The sequence below is a fragment of the Candidatus Eisenbacteria bacterium genome, from assembly GCA_016867715.1.
Taxonomy (GTDB): Bacteria; Orphanbacterota; Orphanbacteria; order Orphanbacterales; family Orphanbacteraceae; genus VGIW01.
The window spans coordinates 1-21,542 of record VGIW01000055.1; the positions used below are offsets into that span (position 1 = coordinate 1).

Consider the following 21,542-nt stretch of genomic DNA (forward strand, 5'->3'; position numbering starts at 1 on the left):
GACCGCCTCCAGGAAGCGCCCGCCCTTCACGAGAACGCCGCGCCGCGCGGACGCCGCGAGCGCCGCGACGACGCTCACCGGCGTCGAGATCACGAGCGCGCACGGGCACGCGATGACGAGAAGCACGAGCGCTTGATAGACCGACCGGGACCACGCGCCGCCGAAGAGGAGCGGCGGAAGCGCCGCGACGAGAAGAGCGAGGCCGATCATGACCGGCGTGTAGATGCGCGCGAACTTCTCGACCCACTGCTCGCTCGGCGCGCGCCGCGACCTCGCCTCCTCCACCATTCGGATGATGCGCGCGACGGTCGTGTCCTTCGCCTCTTTCGTGGATCGGATCTCGACGGCGCCCTCGCCGTTGATCGTTCCGGCGAACACCTCGTCTCCTTCTTCTTTGTTCACGGGGAGCGATTCTCCCGTGATCGGAGCTTGGTTCACCGATGTCGATCCGCGGACGAGAACGCCGTCGACGGGAATCCTTCCGCCCGGCCGCACGAGCACCGTCGCGCCGGGAGGAATCGCCTCGACCGGTTTCTCCTCGGTGCGTCCCGTATCCGGATCGAGCACCGTCGCGACGGCGGGGGAGACGTCGAGCAGAGAGCGGATCGCGCGGCGCGCCCGCTCGACGCTCCACGACTCGAGAAGAAGCGCGAGCGAGAAGAGAAAGACGACCGCCGCCGCCTCGAACCACTCCCCGATCGCCATCGCGCCGGCCGCTGCGATTGTCATGAGGAGGTTCATGTCGGGCCTCGCCCGCCGCGCCGCGCGAAAGGCTTTCGGCGCGATGAACCACGCGCCCGCGATCGCGGAGGCGAGATAGAGGAGGGTCGCCGGGAGCGGAACACGTTCGGCGCCGAGGCGTCCGGCGCCGAGCACCGCGAGAAGATCGCCGCGCGCGATCCAATCGGCGGTGAAACCCGCGGCGAGAAGAACGCCGCCAAGCACGCATGCGGCTGGCTTCCCGAAGCGCTTCGAGAGGCTTTCTTCCTCGCGGGCGTCGCGTTGCATCGCGAGCCGGCTCCACGGAACCGCCGTCATTCCCGTGCGAGCGACCGCCTCTTGGATCGCGGCGGCAAGCTCCGAACCCTCCGCGACCGAGACGGTCATCTTCCCATCGAGAAGATCGAAGTCGAGATGCTCCTCGCCGCCGACAAGCGGACCAACCGCGCGCCGAAGCGCGCCGATCTCCTCGGCGCAATCCATCCCGCGAATCTTAAAGGAGAGCTTCACCGTCCTCTTCATCGCAGCCTCTCTCGATTCCGTTTCATTCGATGAAGATACCAAATCCCGCCCGGAAGGCTGCTCGGTCCCATCGGCAGCTTCCCGCGGCGCACCCCCGCGATCTCGAAGCTTGAAGACTCGCCTGTTCACCAGTTGGCAGCAGGTGCGAGTCCCGCCTGAGAAGCCCGCCCAGACACCCATCGCGCAACTTCCGAAATAATAACCGGTTAGGGTTTGCATGTCCCCCGCCACCCCGGCCGAGACTCGAACCTGAGACCAAGTGGGTGACGGCCTCGGCCTTGCCCCCCATCGACACATGAAGAAACCGCGTCTATCCTGAGAGCAGAAAGCCGAGCCGCTCGCCCACCGTGGAAACCCGTCCCTGCATCGACCCGGCGCGGGCGGCTCTCGTCTCATGCTCCGGTCTTCGGGCCGGAAGGGGACTCTTGTGTTCTGGGGACGCGGTGGCTATTTCTGGACGATTCGTGGCTTGTCCCGATCGCCGGTCGGGCGAAATAGGTGTGGTGTCCGCCAGATGCGCCTCGCGGTGTTCCTGCTGTTCGTGATCGGGGCATTCGCAACAGAGTGTTCGGCGGACGGCCCGGTTCGGCGCCTCGGCATGAGAGAAGCGATCTCGCACCACCATTTGCGGGGGAGGCTACCGGAGACCTGCCTGATTTCGTACTACGAACTCTGCTCCGGTTGGATCTGGGTGTGGTCGGGCTAACAGGTCGAGTATGCTGTCGTTTTCGATCTCCCAAACGATTGCGGTAAGCAATCGGGACAGGTGTGTGCGAACACCGGCTTTTGGTGGTACTGGCGATACACGAACCCCGGGTATCAGGTTCCGGTGACCTATTCTCTTTACGCGGCCGACTCGGCACTTTGTCGTGTGGGGGCGCCTATCGGCACACTGCCGAATCAAGATCCGATAGAACGCTGGAACGCTTATTCTGGGCTCGGAAGTACTACTTCGGATTTCGTCGCAATTGTGGCAATCTCTGCGTCGTTGCCGATGGCGGCGACCGACAACACCACAAAGAACCACGCAATCGGGTGCGCCCAAATCCCGACAGCCGTTCACAGCGCGCTGGGTTTCGTTTCTCACTGTCCGCCGACTGCAATGGAGGATGGATTGGGTCCGTGCAATCTTCTTGCAGATGGGGAATTCTACTGCGCTGCTACGACTGTCGAGCTTTCATCCTGGGGTGCGATCAAGGCGCTGTTTCGATGACGTGGCTCCCTATCGTTCATGTAAACCCCATCCGCCTGTGACCTGGTCGATTTCGTGCGCGCTCGGGGACGTTGCGAACTTTCGGACTTTGTTTCTCCACCAACTCCCCTCATAAACCAGTTCCTCGCGCATAGAGTCGAGAACCTGTCTGCACTATTCGTCTTCCGTCCCCTGTGTTCCGGCATAAGCAGATTGAGCGTGAAGTTCCGCTAGTTCGGAATGTCCACGATCTCTCCCCGATCTCCTGAATTACTCCGAATTACGCCGTTGACGGCAGGCCCGCGGCGTGCGAAACTTGTGGTCGGCTCGGCGGTTCGTCTCCCGATACCGCGGGCAAGTCTCCCCCCAAGAAAACGCGTGCGTGGTCTCGTGTTGGCCTTTGGCCACGAACCCGATGGAGAAGCTGTCATGAAGATCCGGCCGTATCGTCTCGTCGGCTCGGCGGCGCTCGCCGTCGCGCTCCTTCTCGCGCTCTTCGTCCCCGCAATCGCAGAGAACGCGACCCCGCCGGCGAGCTTCGGCTCCGGCGTGGCCGCCCTCGACGACGTGCGCGAGCTCGTGCTTCCGCAGGTCGATGTCCTACGCTATGTCGAGGAGGACGAGGAACGGATGGCCTCGGAGCCGGGCGGTCCCTACCGCTTCGCGGCGCCCCACTTCCTGAGCCTCACGCCGGATCGCGAGGGAACGTGGGAGAGCCTGCGGGATGGAAGCCGAATCTGGCGTCTTCGCGTTCATTCCGCGGGCGCGCTCTCGCTCAACTTCGGGTTCGTGCCGTTCGACTTGCCGGAAGGCGCGATCGTTCACGTCTACGATCCGGAGCGGCGCAACGTCTACGGTCCCTACGGACCTCATGACGCGGTCGAGGGCGAGTTCTGGACGCCGATTCTTCCCGGAGACCGCGCGGTGATCGAGCTCTTCGTTCCCGCCGTCGCCTCTTTCGAGCCGACCCTCTCGCTCGCGCAAGTGAGCCACGACTATCGCGGGTTCGCATCGATGGCGGCGAACAAGCTCATGCAGGGATGGTGCAACAACGACGTCATCTGCCGCGAGGGCGATCCGTGGCGGGACGACATCCGCTCGGTCGGCGTGTACACGCTGCAGGGATCGTGGACCTGCTCCGGACAAATGGTGAACAGCAACACGGAGGATCCGCCTCCTTACTTCCTCACCGCGTACCACTGCGGGATCACGTCGGGCAACGCACAGACAGTTCGCGTCTACTGGAACTACGAATCCCCGAACTGTGGGCAGCTGTGCTGCGGCAGCCTCTCGCAAAACCAGTATGGCTCCACGCTCCGCGCCCGCTACAGCACGTCCGACTTCTGTCTCATCCAGCTCTCGCGGGATCCGGACTCGTTGTTCAACGTCTACTACGCCGGCTACGACGCGACCGGGGCCGCCGTCTCGAGCAGCGTCTGCATCCACCATCCGAACTGCGACGAGAAGGCGATCAGCTTCAACACCGATCCGCTGACGGTTACTTCTTACCTCGGCACGTCGGTCCCCGGAAACGGGACGCACTGGCGCGTCGACGATTGGGAAGACGGAACGACCGAGCCCGGCTCCTCCGGCTCCGGCCTCTGGGATCCGAACCACCGGCTCGTCGGGCAGCTGCACGGCGGATACGCGTCGTGCTCGTCGATCACGTCCGACTGGTACGGAAGGCTCTCGGTCTCTTGGACCGGCGGCGGGACGAGCGCGACTCGCCTCAGGGATTGGCTCGATCCCGACAATACGGGAACGCTCGTCCTCGACGGACGCGACCCGGGAGCGATCGACACCAAGGTGGCCGACGGGCGTCCCGCCGGCGGCGACAGGAACGCCCTCTTCCCGATCACCCCGAACCCGACTCGCGGCTCCGCGCGGATTCTTTTCAATCTAAAGAAAGCAGGCGTCGTCGAGATGGAGGTCTTCAGCGCGAGCGGACGTCTCGTCTCCACGATGCCGGCCCGTTCGTTCTCCGCCGGATCGGGCGCGGTCACTTGGGACGGCGGCGGCGAGGCGGGCGATCTCCCGGCCGGCGTCTACTTCGTCCGCATGCGCATCGACGGAGAAGTCTCAGGGACCGAGAAGGTCGTGTTGCTCCGGTAGGAATGCCGATCTTCGAGTCGGCGCTACTCGATTTCGCTCTCCCGTTCGGATGAGGCCCGGGATGATCGTCCCGGGTCTCTTATTGTATACTGCGCCCGGAACCCGCGGGGGCGGGGTCCTGAAGGAGGAGCGCGATGAAGGTCGGAGCCAGGAATCAGCTCGTGGGCGAAGTCGTGGAGATTCAAAAGGGGATGCTGATGGCGAAGGCGAAGTTCAAGATCCCCGCCGACTCGACGATGGCCTCGGTGATGACCCTGGAATCGCTGGAGGATCTCGGTCTCAAGAAGGGGGACAAGGTTCGCCTCTTCATCAAGGCAATCAATGTTTTGGTGGTGAAAGAATAGCAGTATTCCGGGGACGCGATACCGATTGGGGGACGATTCGCGGTCAAGAACTGGGGGATACCATACCTGTTTCGGGGCGATTCAAGGCCCGTCTCAATCGCCGGCCGGAGGAAATAGGTATTCTGTCCCCGCGGTCCTCGGGCGAGTCGAGCACCGTGTCCCCCAAGCTTTACAGGTCGATCTTCATCCCGAGCGCGTTCGCAAGGAAGGCCCAGCAGTCCGCCTGCTCCTCGATCCTCTTGCTCGTCGGCTTCCCGCCCCCGTGCCCCGCCTTCACGTCGACTCGAATGAGAACCGACGCGGGCCCGGCCTGCGCTTCCTGCAGAGCCGCGGCGAACTTGTAGGAATGGGCCGGAACCACGCGGTCGTCGTGGTCGGCCGTGAGGATCAGCGTGGCCGGATAGGACGCGCCCGGCTTCAGATTATGCAAGGGTGAATACTTGAAGAGCCAGCGGAATTGCCCAGGATCGTCGGATGTCCCGTAGTCGGATGCCCACGCCCATCCGATCGTCCATTTGTGAAAGCGGAGCATGTCGAGCACGCCGACGTCCACGAGCACCGCTCCGAAAAGGTCCGGCCTCTGCGCGAGGCACGCCGCGGTCATGAGCCCGCCGTTGCTCGCTCCCTCGATCGAAAGCCGCGACGGCGAGGTGTATCCCTCCGCGATCAGGTGTTCCGCGGCGGCGATGAAGTCGTCGATCCCGTTCTGCTTCTTATCGAGCATTCCGTCTTCGTGCCACCGCTCCCCGTACTCGCCCCCGCCGCGCAGGTTCGCGATCGCGTAGATCCCGCCCATCTCGAGCCAAACCAAGTTCGCGACCGAGAAGAACGGCGTGATGCTGTAGTTGAAGCCGCCGTAGGCGTAGATGTGCGCAGGGTTCGAGCCGTCCCGCGCGATCCCTTTTCGATGAACCAGGAACATCGGGACGCGGGTTCCGTCCTTGCTCCGATAGAAGACCTGCTCCACCTCGTACGGAGACGGATCGAAGTCGATCCCCGGCTCGCGGAAGATTTCCGAGCGTCCGGCGACGAAATCGTAGCGGAAGACCGTCGTCGGATACGTAAAGGAAGTGAAGGCGTAGAAGAGCTCCGTTCCGTCCTGCCGTCCGCTGAGGGGCCCGAGATGGCGGAGCCCGCTGACGCCGCGGGCGCCGACGCTCCCGATCGCGGGAAGCTCGATTTCCTTCACGAGGCGCCCGTCCAGCTCGTGGATCGCAAGCCGCGCCTTGACGTCGACGAGCGACTGAAGAACGAGCTGGTGGTTCACGATCTTTCCAGCCTCAAGGATCGCGTCCGTCTCCGCCACCACCTCGCGCCAGGCCTCGCGCGCCGGATTCCCGGTATCAATCGCGACGACGCGCCGGTTCTTCGCTCCTTGCGTGGTGAGGAAGTAGAAGTCGTTTCCGATGCTGCCGGCAAGCGTGTACTCCGCGTCGAACTCGTCCAAGAGCCGTTCGATCGTCCAGGGCTTTTTCGACAGGTCCGCGAAGTGGACCGCGGCCTTCCGGCTCGTTCCCTTCGAGACGACGATCACGAGATACCGCCCGTCGTCGGTCACCGAGGGATCGAACCCGAGCTCGGGATCGTCCGGGCGCTCGTAGACGAGCTCGTCCTCGCTCTCTGCCGTCCCCACCCGGTGGTAGAAGACCTTCTGGTTCTTGTTTTGGTCCTGATAGGCCTGCCCTTCCCTCGGCGCATCGAAGCGCGCGTAGAAGAACCCGGCGCCGTCCGCGGTCCAGGCGGTCGGCGCGAACTTGATCCACTCGAGCTTGTCGGGGAGGTCCTCGTTCGATCGGAGATCGCGCACGCGCAAGGTCTGCCAGTCCGAGCCGCTCGCGCTCGTCCCGTACATCATGTAGCGCCCGTCGTCGCTGAAGGAGAGGTTCGCGAGCGCGACGGTGCCGTCCTCCGAGAGCCGGTTCGGGTCGAGAAGAACGCGCGGCTCATCCTCGAGCGTCTCCTGCGCGTAAAGAACATCCTGGTTCTGCAAGCCGTCGTTCTTGCCGAAGACGTAGCGCCCGCCGAGAAAGTAGGGGATCGAGAACTTCGGGTAGTTCCAGAGCTCCGTGAGGCGCTCGGCGATCCGATCGCGTCCTGAAATCGCGCCGAGATACGCGAAGGTCGCTTCGTTCTGAGCGCGGACCCACGCCGCGGTCTCCTCGGAGTTCGGATCCTCGAGCCACCGGTAGGGATCCGGGACCTTGATGCCGTGGTAATCGTCCACGACATCGACCTTGCGGGTATCGGGAGTGCGGATCTCCGTCCTCGCGGCGAACGCGGCGACAAGAACGAGAAGAAGGGTGAACAAGGAACGAGCGGCCAATTGCTTCATGTCTACATTTCCCCTCAGGAGGAAGTTGGGGCGTTCGCCGGCAGCAAGGAGTCTTCGCGCGCCGGCGTTCGCCGTCCGTTGCGAGCGAGCCGCGTACGATTCTAGCATCGGCGACGGAGCGCATCCAGGGCCGGAACCCCGCCCCTCCGAGGCTGGACCGGAGCGGCCGCGCGTGGTAAAATGAATCCGGTCCGGTGCGCGGCGTTCTTGCCACCGCGGCCCCGGCTCGCCCGATGCCAAACACACCTCTTTTGGAGGGAAATCCGATGTTTCGACTTCTGTTCCCGCGGACGGTCCTCGCGGCTGGCTTTCTTCTCTTCGCGCTTTTCGCGGTCCCCGACTCACCGGCGCGCGCCGAGAGAGCGGACGACGTTCGAGGAACGACGACCCCCTCGGTCGTTTTCACGGGCGATTGGGAGGAGGACCCCGAGGGAGCGGCGCGCGGGCCGGCATCGTTCGCCTTCGGAGACGATCCGATCGGCGAGGGGGCCGCCGCACTCCGAGACTCGATCTGGGAGCTCATCCAGGCGGACACGTTCCTCGCGCGCCTCCCTGCCGGCGAGGCATGCTATGTTTACTTCGACCATCTCGCGGAGTCGCTCGCCGTTCTCCTCCCGGAGGAGCCGGTCATCGCGCGCGCGTTTCAGGCGATCGACTACGCGCCTGCCTGGCTCGCCGAGGATCTTCGCGACGTGTTCAGCCGCGTCGATTCCGCGACCCAGGACACGCTCGCCGGGACGATCCTCGCCGCGTCGGATCCGATCGTCGACGAGGTCGCGTTCGTCGTCGCGCACACCGCCTATCAGGTGCTCCGGTCGGAGAACCTCTATCACGGGCTCTTCATCGAGAACGCCGAGCATGTCTACGCCTTCGACCCGTATCTCGACTACGTGGAGATCGTCGATTACGGATCCGCCGCGGCGGGCGGCGATTATTACTCGACCATACGATATTTCACAGCACAAGGAGGCGACACGGTCGAGGTCGAGATGCCGCGCGAGCGTTATTATTGGGACATCGTCCATCCCAAGATCACGGACGAGTTCCCGACGTACATCGACCCCGCGACCGGAGAGGCCGCCGACCCTCCGGTCGGGCGCTTCTGGCGCGAGTTCCTCTTCACGCACGCGGATTCCGGATATCCGGTTCTCAGCGAGAGGCTCGCCGGCTGCCAAGCGCTGTGGGAGGGGAACGTCGACAGCCAGGTGAACGGAGCGATCGGGATCCTCACGAAGTGGGTGCAGGACGTGCTCGATTTCGGCTCCGGAGCGGAGCGCCCGATCCAGCCGGTCCGCATCTATCGCCTTCATCTCGGGCGCTGCGGAGAGCACGCAGACTTCACCGCAGCGGCGGCGCGCGCGGCGCTCATCGCGACGAACTCCCCTTCGGCACCCGACGAGGACCACACGTGGAACGAGTTCTGGGACGAGCGTTGGATTCCGTGGGAGCCGGTGAACAACTATATCGACTCGGGTTGGCACTACGAAGGGTGGGGGAAGTCGTTCCTCGGCGTCTTCAACTGGCGGGGAGACGATTGGACTTGGACGTCGACCCAGCGCTACACGCCCTCCTGCTCGCTCACCGTGGCGGCGACCGACTCGGCCGGCCTTCCGATCGACGGCGCGATGGTCCGCGTCGCGCGCAGGCTCGGCCCGGGGAACTTCGTTCTCTCGACTTGGGGCCACACCGATCACAATGGGCTGGTCGGGTTCACGCTGGGCGACAACCATAACATCTTCGTTCGGATCGAGAGCTCGGTCGGAACCTTTCCGTCCGACGGAGGAGCTTACCGCAAGGCGGTCGATAGCAGCCTCCCGGGCGAGCACTACTCGTACGAGCGAATGGTGAACGGCTATCGTCCGAACATCCCGCTTCTCCCGCACGACTATCCGATACCGACGTGGGACCAATATCTCCTCCGCATGACCTGGCGCGGCCAAGAGATCGTCTACGGAAACAACCACTACGGCGGGAACACGTTCGCCGACCGCAGGGAGGGGAGCTCGATCGAGTTCTTCATCCTTCCCGAGGAGATGTTCCCGCTCTACGCCGCGGGAGACACCGCTTGGGCGTTCGAGATACGCGAGGAAGCGGACTCGGGCGATGTTTCCTTTCAGGTTCCCGAAGCGGACAACTACTATGTCGTCTTGTCGAACGGGGAGCATGTCAAGAACAAGCAGCTCATCGCGGGCACGGTCGAGCTGTACAAGAAGCGCCCACAAACCGGCATCGCGGCGGATGGCGGGTTCGCACCCTCGCGGACCGCGCTCCGCGCGAACGCGCCGAACCCGTTCAATCCTCAAACATCGATCCCGTTCTCGCTCGCGCGGGAGGAGCGTGTCGAGCTTGCGGTGTACGATCTCGGTGGGCGCTTCGTGAAGAGCCTCGTCTCCGGCCCGATGCCCGCGGGCGATCACAAGGCCGCGTGGGACGGGACCGACGCATCCGGCCGTCCTGTCGCCGCGGGCGTCTATCTGTGCCGCCTGGAGACCGAGACGGCGAAGCTCCACCGAAAGATGGTGCTCGTGAAATAACGGCTTCCCCTCTCCCGGAGACCGGTCTCTCCTCCGCGCGATCGGCGCGCGCTATCGAGAGCGTTCCGGTTTCCCCGGTCCTTCCGGCCGGTCTCTCCGGACGCGGATGTCCTTTCGCGCCCGCGGCATCCCGTTGACTCGGAACGCGCATCCCCTTACCATGCAAGGAGAAAGGGCGAGGGATCACCGCGCGGGAGCTTCATGAGCGGAGCAGGAGAAACCCATCCGAGCGCGTCTGCGGACGGGCCTTCTTCCGGAGAGGGGGGAGGCGCGGATCGGGAGGCGCGCGTTCGTACGGCCGTCCGTTCGATCACGTCCGAGTTCGAGATCACGATGGGGCGGGCGGAGGCGGTGCGGACCGCCTGCGACCGACTTCGGGAGATCCTCAAGGATGCGCCCGACCCATCCGATTGCGAGGCCCTTCTACCGCTTCCCCTTCTCCTCCGCAAGCGATCGGGAGCGGTCGCCGAGCCTCTCTTTCGCTTTCTTCTTGATTTCATTCATGCGTTAAACGATCCCTGGGCGTTCCTCGAGGGTATGCTGGAGGCGCGCGACGCCGGCCTCGCGAAAGAGGCGCTCGCGGCGGCGGTCCGCCTCGCCGACAAGGGAGCTCTCCGCGTCGATCGGAGGGTTTTAAGGTCCCTCGCAGAGCGTTCGCAAGAAGAAGGATCCGTCCTCCACGGAGGCGAGTCTCTCGATTCGATCGCGGCGCTCGCCGCGCGCGCATCCTTGGACGGCGAGACGCGCGGCGACCTCGCTTCGCTCCTCTGTCTCGACGAAGATCCGAACATCAGGCGCCTCGCCGCCCGAATCCTCGACCGGAGCGGCGAGCCGGCGCCTCCAGAAATCGCGGAGAGGCTTCTCGGCAGGGAAGCGCACGCGCTCCTCGCTCCCTATCTCGCCTTCACCCGCGCGAGCCATCTCGATCTCTTCCACATCGCGCCGAATCCCGGCTCGCCGCCGCCGCTTCTCGAGCCGCTCCGCCGCGCGGAGAAGATCTCCGATCCCTCGCTCCTCCGCGAGGTGATCGCCGAGGCCGGCTGGGCGCGCCTCAACTTCGGCATCGTCGCGGAGGAGCGTGTCGGCATCAGCGTCGCCGGCTCTTTTCCGCTCGCCGTCTCGCCCGCCGAGGAGATGCTTTTTCGCCGGGCGGAGGAGGTGCGCGAGGTCTTTCGCGTCTTTCTCTTCGTGTGCCACGGCGGGAGCCCCGCCTGCATTCGGCCCGAGGAGGGGGGCGAGGACCCGGTCGCGCGCTTCCGCACGTACAACCTCGCGCACGCGGAAGCTCTCTCCGACATCCTCGACGTCGCTCCGCTCACGCGCGAGAAGGTGCTTCGCATTCTCGATCGAATGGATCGGATCGCGGTGGATTACTCGTTCCTCTTCTCGCGGTATTCCGACGAATGCGCGATCCTTCCCGATATCTATCGAGAGCTCAAGGAAAAGGTCCTCGTCGAGCTCGAAAAGGAAACGACCGATCACTATCTCTCCGCGGAACTGACGCGGCTCGTCCAGATGTTCGAGGAACCGGGCTCGCTCGGCGAGGTCCGCACGCTCCACGGCCTGAAACGCTATCTCCATCAGCGCGGTCTCCGCCTCGGCTTCCGTCTCGTCGAGACGGCGCGCGCAACGAACCGCACGGTCGACATCGTTTCCGCTTCCGCGCGCCGCGTGCTTCAGGTCGTTCGCGCGGTCCAATACGTCGACTTCGAGCCCGAGGAAATGGGGCAGGTCGATCCCGCCGGGAGCGGGATTCCCTACCCGGTGCGCGTCGCCGTCGACGGGTTCGCTCGGCAGATTCTCCACGGCCAGGAGCGCCTTCCCGGCATCCGTGTCTTCTGCTACGGCAACGAGGTTCACTACTACATTGCCTTCGGCAACCATCCCGCGTTTCTTCGCATCGACTACGCGCCTCCGCTCCGCGGCGGAATGATCGATCTGGAATACTACGGCGTGAGCAAGAACGAGCTCACGCAGCACCCGAACCCGTCCCTCGATGGAATCCGGCTCTTCTTCCGCAACCTCGAGTTCGACATCCAGATCGACAACACTCACATCCACGCGCGCTACGACAAAGAGCGCGCCCTCGACCTCGGCGACGTTTGCGAGAAGGCCGAGGCTCTCTTCCGCCTCGTTCCCTACCTGATGGAAGTGGATTGGGTCATCGGCTCGCTCGCGCTCGATGCCGAGGCGAAGCGGAAGGTCGCGGAATCGTGGGCGGAGTCCTTCGCGATCTGGGGCGTGCTTCCCGTGCGCCATCTTCTCACGAAGGATCGGACCGGGATCGTAGTCGCCGTCGAGCCGGACGCGGCCGGCGCGCGCGAGATCGTCTGGGACGGGAAGGGGGCTTATCGGGATCGGTACAGCGCCCCGCCGCCGCCGAGCTTGATCGCCGCTCTCCGCGCGTCGCTCGGCGGCGTGGAGCCCGAGCTGCAATCGAACCTGGAGATGTGCGGGTCGCGTCCGATCGGCCAGATCCGTCTCGAGAGGCTGCTTCTCCATCCCCTCCGCGAAGCGGCGAAACGCGGCGAGATCGCCGAAAGGCCCGAAGGGTACCGAGCGCGGCCGCCCGAGATCGCCGAGCGCATCGACGAAGCCGCGCGCTTCGCGGAAATCCTCGCCGCGGGAACAAAAGCCGTCGCCGGTTCCGCGGATCTCGCAGGTCTCGTCGCCCCGCTCGAGCGAACGCTTCGCTTCCGAACCACGGGGAGCGTCAACGGCTACGAGGTCCAGCGGGCCCGGCTGTTCCTGCGGGGAGAGGTCCTCGGGATCTTCGTTCTCCGCGATGCCGGCGGCGTGATCCGTCTCGCGCTTTATGCAAGAGACGAGGTTCTTTCGCGGCGGCGCGCGAGCGCTTCGGAACCGTGGCGGGAGAACACAAACACAGACAAGGGGGAGCTTCTCGCGCTCCTCCGCGGGGGGAACTACCTCGCGCCCGGAGGAGGGTCGGCGATCGGGAATCCCGAGGAAGAGGCGGAGCGCATCTTGGAGCGGATGCGGAGACCGAACCCCCTCCGGCAAACTCCTCCGCTCCCCGGAGAGCGAATTGTTCATGGATTAAAGGCTTCGCCGGGGCGCGCGGTCGGGACCGCCCTCTTCAGCACCGAGAACCGCGACCCGCGCGATCTCGAGGGAGCGATTCTCGTCGCGCCCTCCATCCGGCCCGAGGACAACACGTTTCTCTATCACTCCGCGGGGGTCGTCTCGACGGGGGGAGGCGTCCTCTCCCACGCGGGGCTGATCGCGCTCCAGTTTCATAAACCGGCGCTCGTCGTTCCGGGACGGTGGGAGCGCGGTGAAGGCGGAGCGCTGCGGCTTGCCTATGACACGCTGGAATATCGAGAAGAGAAACAGATGATCGGCGTTTACGAGACGGCCGTCCGGCGCGACATGCGCGAGCGGGAGCATCACCTGAGGGAAGGGGATCTCGTCGTGCTCGACGCGGACGAAGGGACCCTTCGAGTCCTCGGCCAGGATCCCGAAGCGCTCGCGCTCCACAACGGGTTCCGTCACTTCGGAGAGACGTCGAGCCGCCTCGCGCGCGCGACCGACGAAAAGGAGATCCTCGTTCTGAGGGGAGACCGTCTTCGCGCGCGCCATCAGATCGAGAAGCACCTTCGAAGGCTGTCTGAGCCGGTCCTCGCGCGGCACGCCGCTCACGAGCTCCTTCTCGGCCACCCTCTCTCCGGGAACGGAGGGGCAAGGAGCGAGAAGGCCGCTCTTCTCTCACTCCTCCTCGAAAACCCGCGCGTCACGGAAGCCGCCCGCAGGCAGCTTCTCAAGATCGCGGGAGAGCTCGCCGATCGCTCTCGCGCCCTCGCCGCGGAGGCGGAGAGACGGATCCCGACTTCGCCGTTCGCGTACGAGACGGTCATCCTTCGTCTTCGCCTGATCAAGCTGTGCGAGGCGCTGCGGGAAGCTCTCGATTCCCTTCGTGTCTGTCATGTAGAGACCGAAATCGAATCGTGTGGAGACGCCGGGCCGGTCGAGATCCTCTCTCGCGCGCGTCTCGAGGATCTCCGCGACCGCCTCCTCGCGGAAATCGAAGAGAGCGCTTCGTCTCCGGAGGAAAGCCCGATGCTCCGGCATCTCCTCCAGCGCGTGGAGCGGCTCGATCTCGTTCTCGGCGCTCCGCCCGAGGACGGCGCGGGGAAGAAGATCGTGCGGGCCCGCGCCCGGAAGCGCATCGAACAACAGGACGAGAAGGCCCGCGCCCGAGCGGCGGGGAAGTGGGTGCTCCGCGCGGAGGACGGCGGCTTCGAGCTTCACCCGTTCACCGGATGGAAGGCGGCGAACCTCGCCGAGCTGGAACGAATCGTCGGAAGAGGACACGTTCCGCCGTGGTTCGTCGTCGCAGATCGCGCTTTCCGGGCCGCGCTCGGTTCTTCGATCGGAAGAGCCGCCGCGACGCTCGGCCCGGCGGTTCAGGAGAAGACGACTCTTCGATCGGCGATCGATCGAATCCTCGAGAAGAAAGACGCCGACAATCGCGAGAAGTCGTCGGAGATCCGCCGCCTTTGGGACGAGATTCGCCTTCCGGATGAACTCGCGTCCGAGGTCCTCGACGCGTATCGCGCCTTCGGCCGGGAGGCGGACGACGGCGACTTCCCTTTCGTCGCGATCCGGTCCTCCGCGCGCGAGGAGGATGTGGAGACGGCCGCTCGCGCCGGCGAGTTCGACACGTATCTCTTCATCCGCGGCGAGGCGGCGCTTATCGAACACCTCAAGAAGGCGTGGAGCGGCCTCTGGACGGAACGTGCGATTCACAACCGCGCGGTTCTCGGGAGGGATGTCGAGGAGACCGGCGGCGGGATTCTGATCCAGAGGACCGTCCGCTCGCGCGTCTCCGGGGTTCTCCTCACGATCAACGTCGCGGAGGGCGACCTTCGAGAGATGGTGATCAACGCCGGGCTCGGGCTCGGCGAAGGGATTGTCTCGGGGATCGTCGCGGCCGATCAGATCCTCGTCGCCAAGGAAGGGGACATCGAGAACGCCCCGCTCCGTTTTCGCTACATCACGAGCGACAAGACCGAGCAGGTCGTCTTCAACAAGCGCGCGGGGTTCGGAACGGTTTGCGTAGAAACTCTTTATCATCAAAGACTCCGCGCCGCCCTTGAATACGTCGAGCTCCGGGAGCTCGTCGCCGTCGCCTCGCGCCTCGAGAGGGCCTACGGCTATCCTCTGGACATCGAATACGGAATCGAAGGGGCGAAGGTCTGGATTCTTCAGGCGCGTCCGGTCGCCGTGTTCGCCGCCGATCTTCGCGAATCGATCGAACGTTATCCGCTCGCGGGCGGACGTCCCGAAAAAGATCGTCCGAAACCGAAGGAGAAGACCTCATGATCCGACGAGAGGATTCCATCGCGTACCACACCGCGGATCGTCCGGGGAAGATCGAGCTCCGATTGACGAAATCCTGCCTCGGCCCGCGCGAGATGCGTCTGGCTTATCTCCCCGGCGCCTCCTTCCCTTCGGAGGAGATCGCGCGCGATCGCGCGAAGGTCTTCCAGTACACGGCGCGGGGGAACCTCGTCGGCGTCATCACGAACGGGACCGCGGTCCCCGGCCTCGGCGACGTCGGCCCCGAGGCGGCGAAGCCGATGCAGGAAGGAATGGCGGTTCTTTTCAAGAGGCTGGCGGATATCGACGTCTTCGACATCGAGCTCGACACGAAGAACCCCGACGAGATCATCGAGACGATTCGGTTCATCGAGCCGACCTTCGGCGGGATCAACCTGAAGGACATCCGCGCCCCCGAGGGCCTCGTCATCTACCAGAAGCTCTGCGAAACGCTCCGAATTCCGGTCTTTCACGAGAACCTGTACAGCACCGCGGTCGTCGCGTCGGCGGCGCTTCTCAACGCGCTCGATCTCGTCGAGAAGAAGATCGACGAGGTGCGCGTCGTTGTTTGCGGCGCGGGAACAGTCGGGACCGGGTGCGTGCGCCTCTTCCTTCGAATCGGCGTCCGGCCGGAGAACCTGCTCGTCTACGACGCCAAGGGGCTCGTCCATCCCGATCGCGAGGATCTCTTCGATTATCAGAGGGAATACGCGCGCGCAGAGAACGCGCGCACTCTCGATGGCGGCTTGAAAGGCGCCGACGTCTTTCTCGGCGCCTCCGCGGGCGGCGTGCTCACCCAGGAGATGCTGCGAGGGATGGGGCGCTATCCGATCGTCTTCGCCCTCGCCACGCCGGAACCGGAAATCGAGTTCGAGGCGGCCCGCGCGAGCCGGCGGGACGTCATCGTCGCGACCGCTCTCGGGCAGTATCCGAACGCGGTCGTCGACCTCCTCAGCTTCCCGTACATCTTTCGCGGGGCTCTCGACGTGCAGGCCACGCGCATCACCGAGGGGATGCTCGAGGCGGCGGCGCGGGCGCTTGCCAACCTCGCGCGCGAGGACGTCGTGGAGGAAGTCGAGCGAGCCTACGGAAACGAGCGCTTCAGCTTCGGCCCCGAGTATCTTCTGCCGAAACCGATCGACCCGCGCATCCTCGTGCGCGAATCGGCCGCGGTCGCCGAACGCGCGATCGCCGAGGGGATCGCTCGCCGTCCGATCGAGACCCGTCTCTACGAAGAGAGCCTCAACATCAGGATCGGAACCGGAAGGGAGACGCTCCGCGGCCTTATCTTCCGCGCGCGCCAGGAGAACATGCGCGTCGTCTTTTCCGACGGCGCCAACGAGACGATCCTTCGCGCATGCAGCATCCTCGAGGACGAGAAGATCGCGAACCCCGTTCTCCTTGGAGCGGAAGACGAGGTGCGGAGCCGGATTGAGAAGCTCGGTCTCGATCTCGCAGGGGTCTCGGTCGTCGATCCGGAACGGAGCCCGCGTTTCGAGCACCATCTCGGCGAGTACTTCCGGATGCGCCGCCGCAAGGGACTCATGCGGGTCGCCGCGGCGCGGCGACTCCGGCAGCCGGATATCTTCGGCGCGATGATGCTCCACTCGGGCGACGCAGATCTTCTCGTCGCCGGCGTCACGACGCACTACGCCGAGTCGCTCCGCACGATCCTCGAGGTGATCGGACCCCTTCCTGGAATCCGCAAGGTCTCCAGTCTCTACATGGTGCTCCTTCCGAAAAAAACCTACTTCCTCGCGGACTGCGCGGTGAACATCGACCCGAGCGCGGAGGAGCTCGCCGAAACCGCCCTTCTCGCCGCCGGAATGGCCCGTTCGCTCGGGATCGAGCCGCGCGTCGCCATGCTCTCCTTCTCGAATTTCGGGAGCGTGGACCATCCCTTCACGCGCAAAGTACGCGACGCGACCGCGATCGCGAAGGCACGCGCGCCCGAACTCGTCATCGACGGCGAGATGCAGCTCGCCACCGCGGTCGACGGATCGCTTCGCCAAGAGTACTTCCCCTTCTCGAACCTCGAGAGGGACGCCAACGTGCTGGTCTTCCCCGACCTCCAATCCGGAAACCTCGCCCTTCATCTTCTCCAGCACGTGGGAGAGGCGGTCCTCATCGGGCCCGCCCTCCTCGGGGCGCGCCTTCCGGTTCATCTTCTCCAATACGGGCAAACCGTGGAGGACGTCGTGAACCTCACCGCGCTCGGCGTGGTCCAGGCGGCCGAGAGGCGCGGCGCGTGAGAAAAAGGATGGAAGCGGGCGGCCGGCGATGGTAGCTTCTCCGAAAGCCGCCCCGGCGCTTCCGCCCGACAGGGCAACCCCAACGAGCGGAGAATGAGAAGCTCGCACGTTCGAATGCTCGCGTCTCTTTTCGTTCTCCTCGCAGCCGGCGAGGTCTCGGCCGGCCCGCGCGTCGCCCCGCACTTCGGGGTGCGTGTCCGGCAGGAGATCCAGCCGAACGTATTTTGGTTCGATCCCGAAGAAGACGATCGAAACTGGATGCGCTATCGCACGCAGGCCGGTCTGTGCGTGCAACTCCGCGCGGAGCACGCGCTCGACGTGCGCCTCGTGAACGAGTTCCGAAAGACGTACGAACCGGACACCAAGACGGACTATAGCGAGATCGTCTTAGATCGTCTCGCGTGGATCTGGACGCGCGAAGACGGGCGGCCGTTCGCGCTCACTTTCGGGCGACAGGATATCGTATGGGGCGACGGCTTCCTGATCCGCGACGGGACTTCTCTGGACGGAAGCCGCACGATGTACATGGACGGGATCCGCGCCCTCCTCCCAGGAGACAGAAGGACATGGGACTTCTCTCTCATGGCGAACCCGAAGAGAGATCCGTGGGTCGTGGCGCGCGACAAGAAGCGCTCGCTTCGGGACGCCGATCAACAAGCGCTCGCCCTCCGCTGCTTCACGCCGTCCGGTTGGGAGGCGGCGCTCATCGGCATCGGCGAGAAGGACCCGGACGGCTTGCGGCCCCCATACAACGGCTGGACGCTCGGCCTCCGCCGCGAGTGGAAGCAGGCGTCTCTTCGGCGCGGCGAGGCCGAAGTCGCTCTCCAGCGGAAGGAGGGCGGCGAGGGGACAGGCCTCGCCTTCGCGTGGAACGCGGCGCGCGCCCGGATGCTCGGGAAGAAGACCTCCGGCGAGATCGGGTTCTTCTACTACTCCGGCGAGAGCGAGAACTTCCGAGCGTTCCGCGGGATCTACGGGCGCTGGCCGAAGTGGAGCGAGATGTGGGTCTACTCGCTCATCGGAGAAGGGGGCGCCTCCGAGTGGCGGAATCTCGCTTCGCCGTACTTCACGCTTCGGCGCTCTCCCCTCGCCGATCGCCCGGCGCTTCTCGAACGCCTCGCGTTCCGCGCGACGATGCTCGTCCCGTGGGCGCCCGAGCCGAACTGGGAGGATCGCGGGCTTCTCTCCGTGATCGAACTTCGCACGAACCTCGCGCGCGGTTTCTCCGGGCAACTCCTCTGGGAATGGCATGTCGACGGTTCGTATCCGAAGGAAATGACGGAGAACGCCCATTTCATGCGATGGCAGATCGCCTACGATCTGAAATAGGAAGACGATGGGACCGTTTCACATTCCTTGGTCGACGTTCGGGGCGTTCCTCACCGCAGCGGCGGCGATCGCTCTCGCCGTCGTCTGGGCGCTCGGCGATCTCTCCCGCGAGAAGAGAGAGAAGGACCGGGATCGATGAGCGTCACCGTCGCCGTTCTCGTCCTCTACATCGCCGCCCTCGCGATCATCGGGTACGCGCTCCGCGGGCGTTCCAAGAGCGCGGAGGATTTCGTGATCGGCGGGCGGACCGTCGGTCCCTGGGTCACGGCGCTCTCTTTCGTCGCCGCCTACTTCTCGAGCGTCGTCATCATCGGCGGCGGCGCGTTCGGCTGGAAGTTCGGCCTCGCGACGATTTGGATCGGCGCGACGAACGTGCTCCTCGGGACGACCCTCGCGTGGATCGTGCTCGGACGCCGCGTGCGGCACTTCACCGAACGGCTCGGCGCCACGACCCTCTCCGGATTCTTCGCCGCGCGCTACGGATCGCCCTCGATCCGCGTCTTCAGCGCGGCCCTGACCGGCGTCTTCCTCATCGTGTACAACGTAAGCGTCCTGAAAGGGATGGCGAACGCGTTCGAGGTCCTGATGGACATGCCCTACCGCGCAGCGGTTCTCCTCTCAGGACTCGTGATCCTCTTCTACACGGCGACTGGAGGATACCTCGCAGTCGTCTGGACGAGCTTCCTGCAGGGGATCGTGATGATCGCCGCGCTCGTTCTTCTCGCGGTTTTCTCGGTGCAACGCGCGGGCGGGCTCTCCGGTCTCGCCGACCGTCTTGCTCTCGTCGATCCGGGACTCGTCTCCACTCCGGGGGTGTGGGGTTGGGCGGGGCTTCTCAGCTTCTCGTTCATCGTGAGCCTCGGCGTCTGGGGGATGCCGCAGCTTCTCATTCGTTTCTATTCGATCCGAAACGCGCGCATGCTCCGCGTCGGCGTCGTTGTCGTGAGCATCGGCGCGTCGATCGCGCTCGTCCCCTATCTCTGCGGCGCGGCCGCGCGCGTCCTCGTTCCCGACGTGGCGAGCCCCGATCTCGCGATCCCCGCGCTCACCCGTCTCGTCCTGAACGATTGGGGCGGCGCGCTTTTCCTCGCGGGAGTGGTGGCCGCCGGCATGAGCACGTTCGCGGGCGTTCTTCTCATCATCTCGAGCTCGCTCGTGCGGGACGTGTGGATCGAGGGGCTCGGACGTCCGCTCCCCCCCGGCGCGGAGCTCCGCGCGAACCGCGCGATGAGCCTCGTCGTCGGCGTCGTGAGCGTGGCGGTTGCGATGAAGCCGCCGGCCCTCATCCTCGTCCTCACCGCCTTCTCGTGGGCGGTCGTCGCCTCGACGAACCTCTGGCCTCTCCTCTTCGGCATCTACTGGAGGCGGACGAGCCCCGCGGCCGTGATGGCGAGCATGGCGGCGGGGGCCGGCTCCGCGCTCCTCTGGCAAGCCTTGCACCGCTTCCTTCCCGCGTCGTGGAAGGGGGTTCACGGCTTTCTCGTCGGGCTCTTCGTCGGCCTCGTCGTGATCGTCGCGGGGAACGCCCTCGGCCGTCCCGCCCCCGAAACCGCGATCCGCCGGGCCTGGGGAGAGGAGCCGTCCGCGCGCTCACCTTCCGCTTCCCTCTGATGCCGGTTTGTGGCATAATGATTGCCACCGCAACGTTCGCCCTGCCGGCGCGCTGGGGATCTGCTCCGTTCCGCATCTCGACGCGCCGGTGAGGACGCCCAGCGGGCGAACGAGGATCGGCCGATGCCCGACGCCAAGAAACCGAAACGCTCGCGCCTCGAGGAGAACCTCGCGAAGCGCCTCCAGATCGAGCAGTTTCTCGTCGGGACCTCGGGCGCGTTCATCAACACGCCGGCTGGGAAGATCGACGCGGCGATCGTCGATGCGCTCCGGCGCACCGGCGAGCTGACCGGCGTCGACAACACCGCGCTCCTCCTTTTCTCGCAGGACAAGTCGGTCTTCTCGCACGCAAGCGTCTGGTCTCGAACCGAGGGGGCGTGCGAAGGCCCCCAGGAAATCGAGACCGGTTCTTTCCCTTGGATGATGGGGAAGATATTGAACCGAGAGACCGTGGTGCTCGATCTGTCCGAGGGCATTCCCCCCGAAGCCGAACGGGAGCGCGCGTGGCTTCTCCGGATGGGGATCCGCGCTTCTCTCAACGCGCCGGTCTTTTGCAGCGAGGACGTGCACGGTTTCGTCAGGTTCGTCCTCTCCGCCCGGAGCGAGGAGAACCTCTTCCCGAACGAGGATCTCCTTCTCGTTCTCCGGGCCCTCGGCGCCATCTTCGGGAACGCGATCACGCGCAAGCGGAACGAGGAGCGGGCCCGGCAGGACGAGGAGCGCTACCAAAGGATCGTCGAGCAGTCCCTTCTCGGGATTCTGATCGTGCAGGGGGAGGACCCCCGCGTCGTTCTCGCGAACCGCGCCGCCGCGGAGATGCTCGGGTTCTCCCACGAGGAGATCCTCGGGCTCCCGCCTGGAGGCCTCCTTGGGGTTTCCCACCCGGAGGAGAAGGAGCGCCTCCTCGGCACCTACCGGGAGCGTCTCCTCGGTGTCGATCATCCTCCGGAGAGCGAGATCCGTGTCGTCCGCCGGGACGGCTACGTTCGTTGGCTCCGAGTCTACTCGGCGGCGATCGAGTACGGCGGCGAGCCGGCCGTCCAGCTCCTCTGCATCGACAACACGGCGCGGAAGAAGGCCGAGGAGGCGCTCCGTCGGAGCGAGGAGAACTACCGCACGCTCGCGGAATCCTCGCCCGACTTCATCTTCGTCATCGATGCGGATCTTCGGGTGAAGTACATCAACACGGCGGCGGGACAGGCGGTCGGCCTGACCCCGGAGGAGGCGCTTGGCAGGCGGCTCGATCAAGTCTTC

Annotated in this window: 10 protein-coding genes; 8 read left to right on the top strand and 2 right to left on the bottom strand. The window is 65.3% G+C overall.

The features are described from left to right. Nucleotides 1-1,242, bottom strand: a 1,242-nt coding sequence (locus tag FJY73_09735) for a heavy metal translocating P-type ATPase (GenBank protein MBM3320942.1), incomplete at its 3' end; no start/stop codon positions are given. 1,621 nt (nt 1,243-2,863) lie between these two features. On the opposite strand from FJY73_09735, the gene FJY73_09740 reads away from it, so the two are divergent. Together FJY73_09740 and FJY73_09745 are read left to right on the top strand one after the other, a co-directional pair. Next, on the top strand, nt 2,864-4,546 hold the full coding sequence (locus FJY73_09740; protein MBM3320943.1) for a T9SS type A sorting domain-containing protein: 1,683 nt from the start codon (nt 2,864-2,866) through the stop codon (nt 4,544-4,546). Between the two features lie 134 nt (nt 4,547-4,680). After that, nucleotides 4,681-4,890 carry a TOBE domain-containing protein gene (locus FJY73_09745; protein ID MBM3320944.1) on the top strand — a complete coding sequence of 70 codons (210 nt, stop codon included), beginning with the start codon at nt 4,681-4,683 and terminating at the stop codon, nt 4,888-4,890. A 169-nt stretch (nt 4,891-5,059) separates the two neighbouring features. Here the strand turns inward: FJY73_09745 and FJY73_09750 are convergent, their stop codons facing one another. Beyond that, nucleotides 5,060-7,222, bottom strand: a complete 2,163-nt coding sequence (locus FJY73_09750; protein ID MBM3320945.1) for a S9 family peptidase — start codon at nt 7,220-7,222, stop codon at nt 5,060-5,062. Nucleotides 7,223-7,488: 266 nt separating this feature from the next. Here FJY73_09750 and FJY73_09755 point away from each other — a divergent pair, with 266 nt between their 5' ends. The 6 genes from FJY73_09755 to FJY73_09780 form a co-directional block, all read left to right on the top strand. After that, nucleotides 7,489-9,756, top strand: coding sequence for a hypothetical protein (locus FJY73_09755; GenBank protein MBM3320946.1), 2,268 nt, complete (start codon nt 7,489-7,491; stop codon nt 9,754-9,756). Nucleotides 9,757-9,957: 201 nt separating this feature from the next. Further along, on the top strand, nt 9,958-15,099 hold the full coding sequence (locus FJY73_09760; protein ID MBM3320947.1) for a hypothetical protein: 5,142 nt from the start codon (nt 9,958-9,960) through the stop codon (nt 15,097-15,099). Beyond that, nucleotides 15,096-17,348, top strand: coding sequence for an NADP-dependent malic enzyme (locus FJY73_09765; protein ID MBM3320948.1), 2,253 nt, complete (start codon nt 15,096-15,098; stop codon nt 17,346-17,348). Before FJY73_09760 ends, FJY73_09765 begins: the two co-directional genes overlap by 4 nt. A gap of 93 nt (nt 17,349-17,441) precedes the next feature. Further along, a complete protein-coding gene (locus tag FJY73_09770) occupies nt 17,442-18,677 on the top strand; it encodes a hypothetical protein (protein ID MBM3320949.1) in 1,236 nt (411 codons plus the stop codon). Between the two features lie 135 nt (nt 18,678-18,812). Beyond that, complete coding sequence (locus FJY73_09775) at nt 18,813-20,288, top strand: hypothetical protein (GenBank protein MBM3320950.1); 1,476 nt, start codon at nt 18,813-18,815, stop codon at nt 20,286-20,288. Nucleotides 20,289-20,411: 123 nt separating this feature from the next. Then, nucleotides 20,412-21,542 (top strand): PAS domain S-box protein (locus FJY73_09780; protein MBM3320951.1); only part of this gene is annotated, 1,131 nt, incomplete at its 3' end.

Coding starts and splice junctions, on each gene's coding strand:
- FJY73_09740 (MBM3320943.1), top strand. CDS start 2,864: ATGAAGATCCGGCCGTATCGTCTCGTCGGCTCGGCGGCGCTCGCCGTC.
- FJY73_09745 (MBM3320944.1), top strand. CDS start 4,681: ATGAAGGTCGGAGCCAGGAATCAGCTCGTGGGCGAAGTCGTGGAGATT.
- FJY73_09750 (MBM3320945.1), bottom strand. CDS start 7,222: ATGAAGCAATTGGCCGCTCGTTCCTTGTTCACCCTTCTTCTCGTTCTT.
- FJY73_09755 (MBM3320946.1), top strand. CDS start 7,489: ATGTTTCGACTTCTGTTCCCGCGGACGGTCCTCGCGGCTGGCTTTCTT.
- FJY73_09760 (MBM3320947.1), top strand. CDS start 9,958: ATGAGCGGAGCAGGAGAAACCCATCCGAGCGCGTCTGCGGACGGGCCT.
- FJY73_09765 (MBM3320948.1), top strand. CDS start 15,096: ATGATCCGACGAGAGGATTCCATCGCGTACCACACCGCGGATCGTCCG.
- FJY73_09770 (MBM3320949.1), top strand. CDS start 17,442: ATGAGAAGCTCGCACGTTCGAATGCTCGCGTCTCTTTTCGTTCTCCTC.
- FJY73_09775 (MBM3320950.1), top strand. CDS start 18,813: ATGAGCGTCACCGTCGCCGTTCTCGTCCTCTACATCGCCGCCCTCGCG.